Source organism: Lacibacter cauensis, assembly GCF_007830055.1.
GTDB lineage: Bacteria > Bacteroidota > Bacteroidia > Chitinophagales > Chitinophagaceae > Lacibacter > Lacibacter cauensis.
Window position 1 is genome coordinate 401,450 of record NZ_VLLE01000004.1, and the last position, 12,682, is coordinate 414,131.

11 protein-coding genes are annotated in these 12,682 nt (G+C 42.8%); all 11 read right to left on the reverse strand.

Annotation, left to right across the window (positions count from 1 at the left end):
• Positions 1-201: 201 nt before the first annotated feature.
• The 11 genes from IQ13_RS11860 to IQ13_RS11910 all read right to left on the reverse strand — a co-directional run bounded on the left by IQ13_RS11860 (position 202) and on the right by IQ13_RS11910 (position 12,593).
• Positions 202-1,380 carry a glycosyltransferase family 4 protein gene (locus tag IQ13_RS11860; RefSeq protein ID WP_144886591.1) on the reverse strand — a complete coding sequence of 393 codons (1,179 nt, stop codon included), beginning with the start codon at positions 1,378-1,380 and terminating at the stop codon, positions 202-204.
• Positions 1,381-1,387: 7 nt separating this feature from the next.
• Positions 1,388-2,482, reverse strand: a complete 1,095-nt coding sequence (locus tag IQ13_RS11865; RefSeq protein WP_144886592.1) for an acyltransferase family protein — start codon at positions 2,480-2,482, stop codon at positions 1,388-1,390.
• A gap of 47 nt (positions 2,483-2,529) precedes the next feature.
• Entirely contained in the window at positions 2,530-3,798 is a 1,269-nt protein-coding gene (locus tag IQ13_RS11870; RefSeq protein ID WP_144886593.1) for a glycosyltransferase family protein, read from the reverse strand.
• Between the two features lie 6 nt (positions 3,799-3,804).
• Positions 3,805-5,025: a glycosyltransferase family protein gene (locus IQ13_RS11875; protein ID WP_144886594.1), complete on the reverse strand. Its 1,221-nt coding sequence runs from the start codon at positions 5,023-5,025 to the stop codon at positions 3,805-3,807.
• Positions 5,026-5,046: 21 nt separating this feature from the next.
• Positions 5,047-5,811, reverse strand: coding sequence for a hypothetical protein (locus IQ13_RS11880; RefSeq protein WP_144886595.1), 765 nt, complete (start codon positions 5,809-5,811; stop codon positions 5,047-5,049).
• Between the two features lie 13 nt (positions 5,812-5,824).
• Positions 5,825-6,538 (reverse strand): FkbM family methyltransferase, encoded by a 714-nt coding sequence (locus IQ13_RS11885; RefSeq protein ID WP_144886596.1) that lies wholly within the window; start codon positions 6,536-6,538, stop codon positions 5,825-5,827.
• A gap of 13 nt (positions 6,539-6,551) precedes the next feature.
• Entirely contained in the window at positions 6,552-7,568 is a 1,017-nt protein-coding gene (locus tag IQ13_RS11890) for a glycosyltransferase family 4 protein (protein ID WP_144886597.1), read from the reverse strand.
• Positions 7,565-8,614 carry an acyltransferase family protein gene (locus IQ13_RS11895; RefSeq protein WP_242009549.1) on the reverse strand — a complete coding sequence of 350 codons (1,050 nt, stop codon included), beginning with the start codon at positions 8,612-8,614 and terminating at the stop codon, positions 7,565-7,567. The genes IQ13_RS11890 and IQ13_RS11895 overlap by 4 nt, the downstream gene beginning before the upstream one ends.
• Before the next feature lie 273 nt (positions 8,615-8,887).
• Positions 8,888-10,213, reverse strand: coding sequence for a glycosyltransferase (locus IQ13_RS11900; protein ID WP_144886599.1), 1,326 nt, complete (start codon positions 10,211-10,213; stop codon positions 8,888-8,890).
• A 293-nt stretch (positions 10,214-10,506) separates the two neighbouring features.
• On the reverse strand, positions 10,507-11,472 hold the full coding sequence (locus IQ13_RS11905) for a glycosyltransferase family 2 protein (RefSeq protein WP_144886600.1): 966 nt from the start codon (positions 11,470-11,472) through the stop codon (positions 10,507-10,509).
• Complete coding sequence (locus tag IQ13_RS11910) at positions 11,469-12,593, reverse strand: glycosyltransferase family 4 protein (protein ID WP_144886601.1); 1,125 nt, start codon at positions 12,591-12,593, stop codon at positions 11,469-11,471. Before IQ13_RS11910 ends, IQ13_RS11905 begins: the two co-directional genes overlap by 4 nt.
• Between the last annotated feature and the right edge of the window lie 89 nt (positions 12,594-12,682).

Here is a 12,682-nt window from a genome sequence, read left to right on the forward strand (position 1 = left end):
GCAGCAACCGTTCGTGCCCATCCTGAGCTCTGAGCGAAGTCGAAGAGTCGAAGAGCGTGCCTTTGTGGTTCAACCATTGCCAGCGCAGCGTCGCAATCAAATCTGTGCTCATCCTCCCAATCTGCGTTATCCGTGAATCTATCCATTGCAAGCGCAGCGCACAAGCAAATCATAAATCCTACATCCTGTAGCAGACATCTCTCAACCCTCTTTTCCTTCTTCCACTCCTTTATCTCCTAACCTCTCCTCTATCGCTTCCGCCACCGCTTCCAGTGAAAATTCGGTGATGATCGCCAGTGCTTTCCTTCCCATTTCAACAGTAGTTTGTTTATCGGCAAATGCTTGAAGTGAATGAAGCAACGACAGCTCATCTCCAGATCTGAACACATAACCATTTGCTCCTGCCCGAATAAGATCAGGCGCACAACCGCAGCGGTCACTCACGATGGCAGCACGACCACATGCCATCGCTTCGTTTACCCCCAATCCCCATGTTTCACTGTTGCTTGGCAGGACAAACACATCACCCATCCGGTACACCCACGGCATTTCGCTCTGGTTACGGAACGGTTGAAACAGGATACGGTTGTCGCCCCTAGCTGCTTGCTTTAAATCATTTTCCTGTTCGCCGTTGCCGGTTAAAAGTAACCGGTAGTGCGCACCTGGTAATTGCTGAAATGCACGAATCAGCAAGTCAAGTTGCTTAAGTGCATAAAATTTACCTGCATATAAAAACACCACAGCGTCTTCGGGTATTGCAAGCCTTCTTCTTTCTTCCTTCGCTTGTTGTTCCATGCGCTCCGCATCAACCATAAACCGGTTGTTATCAACTGCATGATACGCAGGAATAAGTTGCTCCTCTTTTAATCCATAATGCTGCATGTACGCTTTATTATGGGTACCCACTACAAACGCAGCATCTACTTTCCGGTAAACAAATCGCAACAGCATATCTTTCAACATCCCTTTTACGCCCTTCCCTTGCTGCAGCAAATGCGAATCGCCCCGGAAAAAAAGGGCAGGCCGCTTCCCCAGCCGCTGCAACAATAAAAAATGACTCCACACACTCCAGCGATAAACCAACACAGCATCAAATTGCTCTTCTTTCAAGCGCTGGTACAAGCCTGGATTAACAATCCCCCAAAAACGATTCGAATCGGGCTTACGGGATGTGTTGTTCACAAACACACTTTCATAGCCTTCCAGCAACGGAATATCCCAGCTTCGTTCAATTCCGAACCGGGCATCATACACCGCCTCTTTCGACTGCTCCCAGGTATAAAACACCTTTACCGCAATCCGCTTCCGTTCGCTCAGCAAACGAAACAACGGCGCATTGTACTGGATGGGATGGGTGGTTATGATAGCGAGCTTGTGCATAGAACCGTTATCCGGCAGCTTTCACAGTGGAAGGCTGTTTGCCGGAAGAATAAGTGAAAAATTGTTTAAAATATAAAAACCGGTTTTCAAACCAATAGAAACTCATGCTGGCAATGATCACCGTCACAACAAACGAGCCCGATGCAACAAAAAAAACGTTTTGAACAGGAACATAATGTTTAAAAAGAAGGAAAACCATTGGGTGATAAACATACAGACCATAACTGATTCTTCCGAGGTAGGTCAATAAAGAAGTACGAAGAAAAATACTTAGGTACGAACCGGTTGCTGTCGTTAAAACAACACAAAGCAGAAAGAAATACAACAACGAAATAAAATTATACTTGGCTACCTGTAACCACGCATTACCGGATTTATTCGTGAGTACCCATAAAACAAGCAATAGCAAAGCAGACAGAACAAACAACAGGACATAACGTTTAAAATAGGCTGCCTTTAGTTTATTTCGGATTTCCAGTACAGCCACAAGAGCACCCATTGCCAGTTCATCCATTCGGGTAAATGTGAAATAAAATGTTTCAAATGACTGCTGTACAAAAATGATCCGCAAACAAAATGCAAGGGCAATAAGTAGCATAATAACCGACAGAAGATAACGGGGTTGTATAAAATAGATCAACAGTGGCCAGAACAAATAAAAATGCTCTTCCACTCCCAGCGACCAAAAATGATCAGGCCCCGCATGCGCCCAATGAAACGTCATCGGGAAACCCTGTAAATAAAACCAGTACCAAAACTGTTCACCCCAATTGATAAAATCCGTTTGTGTTAAAAACGGCACAACGAAATAAAAGAGTACCAGGTAGAAATAGTACAACGGAAAGATCCGTACCAGCCGGCGTAGATAAAAAGCAGAAAAGAAGTTGGCAGATGCTCTGGTCGATAGTAAAATACGGGTAATCAGGAAACCTGATAAAACAAAAAACAACGAAACGCCGGTTTGTCCGAATACCGCAACCTTCGATATAAAATGAACAACCGCAGAACCATCAGTTGCAGTAATGAAAAAATGAAAAAATAGTACCATCAAAGCAGCAATTGCCCGGATACCATCTAACTCTTTCAGATAAGAAACGTTCACAGGTAGATGAAACGGTTTAATAATTAAAAATAAGCATCTCCCAAAGCTTAAGCCATCGCCTTGTCCAGCAAACTGGCAAGTGTACGTGTTACTTCTTTGGCTGAATATTGTGCAAATGTTTGCTGATCTACCTCCTCCGGCTTAAACGCATTTCGGAACAATTGAAAACGGGTAAACTGTTCAACAAACCCATGGCTGATCGCCGAAACCGCTGCTGCTCCATCAAAGGCGAGCACGACACCTGCACGGGATTGTTCAAGTACGGCCACAGCTGTGCTGGCACTGTGCAATACCGCCAGAATCGGCTTCTTACTCAACACTCCCTGATAGGTTTTAGAGGGTGTATAATGCGGCTCGGTACTGCCCAATATAAACACAGCATCTGCAGCTTCTAAATGAATCAACACATCCAGGTAAGGAATCCGTTTCGGATACTCAAATACCACCGTTTGCCACAAGCCATAATGCTCGGCCAATGCCTTAATGTTATACCCCTGCGGATCATTCGGTGTTTTACCCGTACCGATAAAATGAAACGCCACCTGCTCAAACAAGTCCCGATGGGCAGCAATGGCTTTGAAAATTTCTTCCAATGGTCCGTATGCCTTCGGCAACATAGCACCGGCATACACAAATTGTAATTTGCTGTTGGCTTCAAACAAATAAGGCTTCAGCTGCAATTGCTTTAATCCGCTGTGATCAGCCGCTTCGCCGCCATAAGGCATCGCACCGGTTACACAACGTTGTAAATGCGGATTCCGGTCAAGTACCCCTTTGTAATACCCTTCGGCCACACCGGTGATCAACGAAGCAGACTTCACCGCTTTCGGCTCCAGCCATTTGGCCAGCTTGGTGCTGAACCAGTGACGGGAAAAAACCCGATCCGAGCCGGGAAACACATGCACCCACGGATCAATATAATCAATACCATACCGCACCCCCGTTTTACGCTGCAGGTAAGGACCAATCAGCGATACATAAAATGAAGGAATAGGTATGTAAACAAAAGCGATTTTTTCTTTTTGCACAAGCGCCAAAGCCTTTTTCCGCAGCTGAAAAAAAGCACGCAAACCAATATCGCCAATCAGTCTTGGTCGGGTTACAGGATAAGCCCGCACTTTTTCAATACGCTGCCCTGCCGGCAACAGCTTGTGCAGGTTCCAATCCAATTCCTCTTCGTAAAAATCTTCGTGTACGGTAAGGATGATTGGCTCCCAGCCAAACGCAGGCAAATGCTGCGCAAACAATCGGCTGCGATGCACCGCTGCCAGGTTGCTGGGCGGATAATGCGGTGTGATGATGAGAATTTTTTTCACAAAAAACTATAAATCAGAAACCAGCTTCAGTAACTGTTGTTGCTCGGCCTCCCAGTTGAAAAATGTTTTACCTAATAATAAAGCTGTTGCCCGCTGTCTGTTTAAAAGTTGTCGGTCTTGTGCATATCGTTGCAGGATTACAGCAAGCTCCTCTGCATTATCATGCGGATAGATAGTGCCTGTTTCCGGATAGCTTTTATAAAAAAGTGTTTGTGCTTCGGTATTTGAAAACAGAATGGCATTACCTGCCAATAAATACAAAAAGATTTTATTGGTTAAACAGATTTCACGGTTAACCACATGCGGTATCTCGCAGGCCAGGCCAAGATCATGTGCGGCTGCAATGGAAGGAATGGATTCTTCAGCGACTGCAGGCATAAATAAAAGTTGATCTTCGGCTAATCCTTTTTCGTTTGCAAAAGAAACAAAATAGGCTTTGATATCTTCGGAACAATTACCTAATAAAGTGAGAGAGATATTTTTCTGTCCGGTCTTTCCAATCGCTTCAATAATTGTTTCAAGACCTCTTTTTTTCCCTACAAACTGCGAAAACCAAAATAGTTTTAATCGGGTAGTGTCATGCAAACGCAATGCGGATTGCAGGTAACGGATCGAAAAACAATTATTAATGGTTGTAAACTTCACTGAAGGATATAATTGAGCATAAGCTGCGGTAATAAGCGGGCTGGCAGTTGTTGCATGATGAAGCAGGGAACTATATTGGTCTTCCACAATCTTCGTTTTGATCCAATGTAGTGAACCCTCCTGATCCTCCCCTCTGTGAAAATCCTCAAAATCAAATATTGCAGGCACACGATGCATATGCGCTGCATCAACAACCGCCGGTAAAGCACTTAAATTGTGTCCGGCATAAACATCACCCTTGATACGCTTTGCAGCAGAAATTAATTCCTGTGTAAATAAAGACATGGAGCGTACTGCTGTAAATGCATTATGGATGCCTGCACGAAAAAGGTATTGATAAAATTTTTGACGCAATCGTGCAAATACATACAAGGCTTTCTGTTCGGTGGAATGATACCCTGCACGAACCCATTTAATGGATGCGTATTTTTTAAATAAAGCCCTGTCATAAGCATCAGCCCAAGGTGATAAAGGACAATAAACAACGGTTACGGCATACCCTGCCTCAGAATAAGTAACAGCCTCCTTCACCAAACGGGGATTGGCAGAAGGTTGACCGGAAGAAACTAAAACAATATGCATGAAAAATAAACGACCCGGATATTAAAACCGCTTACGAAAAGCCAGTTTGTTATAGAGTAATTCAACGTAAGGAATAAACCGGCAGTTAATCAAATGGATGACATAAGCCTGTTGCATCCGCTTTCTGTTGCGATGAAAAGGAATCATCAGCGTAAAATAGTAGCGCAGTCGATACATTGTTGAACGTACCCATTTTTTTCGGTTTGCATTCAGCCAGTATTCCGGTACCAGTGAATAATTGTAACGGGTATCCAGTTCCTCGACAATACCCTTTGAAAAAGCAAGCTCATTAATAGCTCCCTGATCGAATGGTCCCCATACCTCGAAACCATCGGTTGTAAGATGAATTCCCTTTGCAACATGTTTTTCAAAAACTTCTTCAAACAGAGAACAATGATTTTTACCAAAAAGTAAAAAGCCGGTATTGCCATTAAAGCGGATATAAGGAGCTGTGGTATGTCCCTGGTTTGCATCCCTCGCCATAAAAAAACTGTCATCTGTTGTTGCAGGTAATGCAGGAGCAAATTTTGAAACAAGAATATCATCATCTGCGATGAGGTATGTATCGTAACCTGGAAAATATCTCGTCACTAAACATTTATTAAAATGTGGAGGACGTTCATACCCATACTTTTTCAAAAGATCTTCTTTCAATAGTACACACTTATATCCATGCCGCTTGCACCAGTGTTCAAAACGGGGCCAGGTAATATCCGTAAGCCTGCTGCGTTCACCAACCGATACCATCACACATAGAGTATTTCTTATTGCATTATTTTTCATCATTGATGCCAATCAATTAATCCCAATTCCTGTTTGTTACAAACTGTGAATCTTTTTTTGCAAATAATAGATCAATTTGATATAAAGCATTGTCATAAGGCCGTCTCATCAGTTCGGCAATGTCATACGCCTGAAAATTATGTTTATCCATAAAAGTAAGTACCTCTAATAGGATCGGCTCATCAAACAGATTTAAAACCGTAACTTCTAAAAGGCAAAACTCTGCATGTTTCAATGACTTTTCTGCACCGGCTAAAACCATCAACTCAAATCCTTGCACATCCAGTTTTATAAAATCAGGAAAAGGCAATTGTTTTCTTTCCAGCAAAGCATCCAACGATTCGCTCACACGACCATTTTCACTGCTATCAGATGACAAAACAACATGACTCGCTGTTTCGTTTTCAATGAAATTCAGCATTCTGCCGTCTTCATCCGATAACAAACAATGATGAAGTAAAACATCGGGATATTCTCTTGTAATAGCGGTAAGAACAGCAGATTTGGATTCCTGAGCTTCAATCATGATAATTTTTGCCGAAGGAAAAACTTCTTTAAAAGTAAGTGTCCACTTCCCTTCATAAGCACCGCCATCAATGACGAACGTTGGACGATACCCTCTTTGTTTCAACATCTGTAAACAACCATGCAGCCCCGGTACACCGAGCTTCTCTTTAATCGAACGCTTTCTTTTTGAGCTTAAGAAAAATTTCAGAATAGTGCTGATCATATGTTTCAGATGTTTATAACCTTAGATAATGCGCTGCCACCATCGGTACATCAAACTGTGCTTCTGCAACAGTCCTGCACCGCAGCCTGTTAATTGAACCAACTTTTTCAACAGCTGCAATCATCTCTTCTTTATTCTTAACAACAAATCCGGTTACGCCCTCCTGAACAACTTCGGGCACCGATCCGCTGCCAAACCCGATCACGGGTGTGCCGCAGGCCATGGCTTCGGTCATCACCATGCCAAATGGTTCGTTCCATTCGATGGGAAACAGCAATGCTTTCGCCTGGCCTAAATAATGATTCTTCTGTTCATCATTCACCGCACCCACATATTGTATTTGTGCACCATCAATCAATGGCTCAATCTCCTGTTCAAAGTAAGCACGTTCATCAGCCAGCGGCGATACATTGCCGGCTAGGAGCAAACGATGCCCCGTTGCTTTCGCAACAGCAATGGCCGTATGCGCTCCTTTGATCCGTTCAATACGCCCCAAAAACATCAGCGGCGCATCAGCAGCTACGGTAGGCTGTACAGTATATTGCTGAAAGGGAATAGCATTGTAAACGGCTTCCCAACGTCCGCCTGCATCAACACGGCTGATCAGATCTTTACTGCAACCGGTATACACCAGGTTCCGGTTGGGCAGCTTGTTGATGAGCTGAATATTACGGCTGCTGATCTCACGGCCGTAGGTCATGATCTTTTTGATCGGGTGATTCAGGAGCGGTAATAGGTAAGCCAAGCGGCCGAAATTATGCACCAGGTCAAACGTATTTCTGTTCTGCCATAAAAACTTCCAGGCAGTAGGTATGGCCATACGTGCATCCCATTTCTTTGGTGGAAATCCTTCTTTACCGAAAGGATGAACAGTACATCCTTCCACCACCGATCCGCTGGTAACAAGCAAATGCACTTCGTGCCCTAAACGGGCATACTCTTTCGCAAACATGTACACCAAACGTTCATGACCGCCATATCCTTTCGGAGGCACCAGAATACCCGGGTCCATTACAAGTAATATTCTCATATACTTATTGACTTAGAAAAACGATTACGTAAAAAAATACGGCTGGGCTTCTCAATCAGCTCATAACAAACAGCCGATACCAGCAACAACACCAGTAAATAGAAATAAAAAAAACTCGTGGCAGATAAACTGGCTTTCAATCCAAAAGTTTGCGTAAGCAACCGGTAAACAGGCACCTGCAGTATATAAAGTCCATAACTGATTTCCCCAAGATAAACAGGCACCCGTTTGCAAAATCCGTTAAACAATTGATGCCGGTTGAGTGACACAATAAAAATAAACAACAAAAAAACCGGTGCCGGCAACCCGTCATGATACACCTGGCTGAAAACCACATTACCGGTAAACATCAAAAACAACAACAGCAAAGCGCTCACAAGAAAAATGCGTTCAAGCAAGGCTTGATGGGCCATCACCCATGCCTGTTTTTCTTTATACAGCATACCACCCAAAATACCCACTACAAACGTGCTTAAATGAAACAATGGATGATAGAGTACCCAGGCTTCTTTTTGTTGTGCAAACACAATAAACAATGTTTGCATCACAACCCAGAACAAACCCACCACAAGAACCCGATGTTTAAAACGCAGCAACTGTAATCCTTTAAACAAAAAGGGAAACAACAGGTAGAAAAAGATTTCGACCGATAACGACCAGCCGGGATAATTATACACCAGTGCATATTTCTCCGTCCATGACTGCACTAAGAAAACGGAAAGTACTACCCGGTGAAAATCCAATTCAAACTCAAACGGTCGTAGACTGCGTATCAGAGCCAATGTAGCCAGCAGTGCAAACAAATACAGTGGATAGATGCGTGCAAAGCGGTTAAAATAAAACTGCTTCAGATCGATCTTATCTTTTGCATTGATGGCTAAAATAAAACCCGACAATACAAAGAAATAACTCACCAGCACATTCAGGAAAACCGTAAACCGATCAATACCGGTTACAGTAAAAGGAAACACATCCTTGTTGAAATGAAAAACAACAATGGCGATCGCCGCCACAAACCGGGTAAACGTCAGCTGCTCAATCTTCATCAATCCTTCACCATCTTAAATTCCATCAAATCAAATGTATTCTAATCAACCATTGCCAGCGCAGCGCCGCAATCCTCTTTTACTTCTTCTCCTTCTTTACTCCTATCAATTCTTCTTCATGAACCTCTGCGCCTTTGTGTCTCTGTGGTTCAATCATTGCAAGCGTAGCGCCGCAATCAAATCTGTGTTCATCCATCCCATCTGTGTCATCCGTGATTCTATTTCTTCATTGCCAGCGCAGCGCCGCAATCCTCTTTTACTTCTTTCCCTCCTTTATCTCTTAGCACAAACCTCCCCATACAACTCCACATACCTCCTCCCCACTTCCTCAAACCCCATCGGCCCCTTCACCCCATCCTGCAATCGCTCATACAATCCCTCCTCTTCAAGCAATCGGATCAATTGTGCTTGCAACGATGCCACATCATTAAACCGAAACAACAACCCGTTCACCCCATGCTGTAGCTGCTCTGCATTGCCATACACCTCACTCGCCAGCACGGGTATTCCTGCAGCAAACGCTTCCTGTATCACCAGCGGACTCATCTCCGAAAACGTAGAACACAAACACAACACATCATGCTGCTGCATCGTGGTTACCACTTCGGCCTGTTGCAGCTTTCCCTTCCAATAAATATTCGGCTGTTGAGCTGTGGAAGCTCGCAACGCATGTTCATACGCTTCATCATCTGAGTTGCCATAAACAGAAAGCTCTATCAATGCAGAATCAATATGCGTTAATGCTTCCAGCAGCAAATGCAATCCCTTGAACTTGTTGATCCGTCCCAGGAAAAGTAACCGCAATGGTTGATGAGCAGATTTATTTTTTAAAGGCACTGCTGTTGTTGCCAACGGCAACCCCTGCAGGATAGTACTGATTTTTTTTTCTTCAACCCCGTTTGCCAACAACACACGCTTGTACCAGTTAGTGATCGTTACTACACGATCGCAGGAGTCAACAAGTTTATGCAGATCCGACTTTAGTTTTGCTATGATCGGCACTGTTCCCAACGCAGTTCCAAGCTTACTGTTCCACTTCGATGCATCGATGGTCAATTGATGCAATACTGCAGAAGCACCGGTTATAAAAGGAGTTGCTGTGGCATAGCCTCTGTTATGCAGGTAACAGGTACTGCATTTCTGCAGATCAATCACGCCGTCACACAAACTTTCTCCTTTATAAACCAAGGTTCCTGTTTTGCAGGAGTAACCCGCCAAATGAAATGTCATGATGACTTTGGCACCGCCTGCTTTGGCCGCCTGCACATGTTGCAACGTAATACCATTACTGCCGGCCAGTTCATGAAAGTGAACAAGATCGGGTTGTTCCTTTTGCAAATACGCAACAAAATGTTTCAACCCATCCGGTGCACGAAAGCCCATGATGAGCGAACGGTCTACAACCGACGGTTCGGCGTATTGATGCACTGCCAATCCATCATATACATAATCTGCATCAACTGTTTTTCCATAATGCGGAATCAGCACCTGCACATCTACACCCTGCTGCTGCAATTGCTTACTAAACGCCCACGTGTACACTTCGGTACCAGCTGTTTGCTGCGGAAGAAAATGATTAAGGATCTCAATGACTTTCATCTGTAATGACAATCTTTAAAAACACTATCTCTATTAAGTAAGCTGATTCTCTTAAGCAAGCAAATCATTTGTTGGTTTTAAAAAATATCAATTATGCAGGAAAAGAGTTTTCTGATTCGTAAATACAGTTAATATAATTTGGCTTTAAAGCAGTTCTGTTTTGTAATTTCTCGATCTGTGGAAACTTTACCTTTTGTGATATTAATTTCAGAAAATGCAGAGTAACTATTTTGATTTACGGATATAATACCCAACTTTTTATGCTAAACGGAAATATGTTTTTACAGTAAAAATCAGCTGTCTTTTAAAACATGATGCTTAAAATGATACTTATTCATAAGTGGCTCTCCTAGTACCGGAGATGGTCTATAACTATAATCACCTTTTTTAAACAATAATGGCAAATCATTCCAGGACAACTCAATTTTTTTAGCTAGTACAAAAAAAGAATAAAAATGTCCTTTTAACATCGTGGAAGAAATAAAAATTTTAACAACCCCAATGCGAATATTTCTTACAATAACATCTTTCTCTTTGCCTGAAAGAGGAAAAGATAGATGATTGATTATTTCTTTATCAATTGAAACTCTTTCAAAAAATCCATCCAGACCATTTGCGATTTTTTTTGAAGCCTGATAATCACTCTGCCGCCAGAATATTAATCCAATAGGTACAAATAAAACCGGAGTTATAATAGCTAGTTTCTTTTTAATATAGGTATCCCCAATTTTATACTTTTCACTCATACCACCGCAGCTTCGTAAAACTTCTGTTTTAAAAAGCATTTCACCAAACCCGATTGTAGAAATCGGAATCATAGTTTGATAAATCAACTTAATAGATTCTTTAGGATGAACGAGGTAAGGAAATACATAAAAAGGAAAAAGTTGCGGATTTAAACCCCATAACATACCGGCTTCCGGAAAAGCCTGCACATATTCGGATAGATTGCGAAGTGAATCACGATATAAAATATCATCACCATCTACAAAAAGAATATATTTTCCAGCAGCCGCCTCTAATACTTTATTCCGGTTCGGATATTCGCCTATGTTCTGTTCATTACGCCATGTCCGGATGCGTGGATCCTTGTATCCTTGTATAATCGACCATGTATCATCGGTAGAACAATCATCAGAAATTAATAATTCAAAATCAGTAAACGAAGAACATAAAATACTTTCAATAGCTTGGCTCACCCATTTGCCTGAATTATACGTAATGGTGGCTACTGTAAAAAGAGGTTGACCTGTACTCATGCAATACTTGATAAGAGATGATGCAGTCGCTGCAATTCTGTTGCTTCGTTATAATTAAAGCGGATGCCCGTATTGGGCAGCATTGTTTTTCTACTGAAGATGGCACTTAATTCTCCTGTTGTTGTATACAGCAAACCGTTTGTTTCATTCACCAACTCGGGCGCACCGCCGCTGTTTTTCACGACTACACGTAATCCTGCTTTGTTTGCTTCTACAATTACACGGCCAAATGCTTCTGAACGGGAAGCTATAAGCAACACCTTATACTTCGGCATCTCCTCTTCCTTTACAAAAAATCCTGTTTCAATTTTCACCTGTTCAGTTAACCCATGCATGGCAATCAACTGATGTAAACGCTTTATGTAAACAGGGTCTTCACAAGGTCCTTTAATATGCAACTGAACCCGATGGCCCTCCTTTGCACTCAAAGCCATTGCCTCCAGTACCTCCGGGTGTCCTTTGGAAGCAACAATTTGTCCAAACATCAGGTACTCCGCTTCGGTGGCCGCATTCTGAAGCGCACGTACCCGCCAACTCACCGGCTGGTAGATCCGCTCTACCTGAACAGCAGGCAATAACGTTCTGAATTTTTTCGTAACAGCATCGGAATTACAAATAATGAGTTTACTCCATTGCTGCATGTTCGCATATGCATTTGAAGCATTGCCATTTCCAATGCTGAAACCAAAATCCTCTTCGCCGTACTCGTGTATCCACCATACATGCGGCAAACCCAGCTTGTACGCAGCTTTGGCAGCAACAAATGGCACAAGGGTATTGGTACAAACAAATGCAGCCTTTGCTTGCTGCAGCAATTCTTCAATCGCTTTTACAGCAATACGGGTGCGTATAAAACGCTTGATCCGTTTAACATAAGAACCTGCAGGAATTATTTCCGCCCAGCCATATTGCGGAATAATCGTTACAGGTACATTACGTTCAGCAAGTGCTTTGCGCATACTTCCTTCGTGTGGCAAAATCACATGCGAACGATACGTTGCATGCAATGCATCTATATATTCCAGCATGGCAATATTGGCACCACTCAGGTTTCCTTCGTGCGCTTGCCATACAATCAATGGCTTTTCCTGTTGTTCCTGTATGTGAACACGATTGTTCATTCGTATTTAAACCAACACAACCAAATTCATTGCAAGCAAAGCGCTGCAATCAAATCTGTGCTTATCCTTCCAATCAGTCTCATCCGTGA

Coding starts and splice junctions, on each gene's coding strand:
- IQ13_RS11860 (WP_144886591.1), bottom strand. CDS start 1,380: ATGCACAAGCTCGCTATCATAACCACCCATCCCATCCAGTACAATGCG.
- IQ13_RS11890 (WP_144886597.1), bottom strand. CDS start 7,568: ATGAGAATATTACTTGTAATGGACCCGGGTATTCTGGTGCCTCCGAAA.
- IQ13_RS11875 (WP_144886594.1), bottom strand. CDS start 5,025: ATGCATATTGTTTTAGTTTCTTCCGGTCAACCTTCTGCCAATCCCCGT.
- IQ13_RS11880 (WP_144886595.1), bottom strand. CDS start 5,811: ATGATGAAAAATAATGCAATAAGAAATACTCTATGTGTGATGGTATCG.
- IQ13_RS11885 (WP_144886596.1), bottom strand. CDS start 6,538: ATGATCAGCACTATTCTGAAATTTTTCTTAAGCTCAAAAAGAAAGCGT.
- IQ13_RS11905 (WP_144886600.1), bottom strand. CDS start 11,472: ATGAGTACAGGTCAACCTCTTTTTACAGTAGCCACCATTACGTATAAT.
- IQ13_RS11895 (WP_242009549.1), bottom strand. CDS start 8,614: ATGAAGATTGAGCAGCTGACGTTTACCCGGTTTGTGGCGGCGATCGCC.
- IQ13_RS11900 (WP_144886599.1), bottom strand. CDS start 10,213: ATGAAAGTCATTGAGATCCTTAATCATTTTCTTCCGCAGCAAACAGCT.
- IQ13_RS11910 (WP_144886601.1), bottom strand. CDS start 12,593: ATGAACAATCGTGTTCACATACAGGAACAACAGGAAAAGCCATTGATT.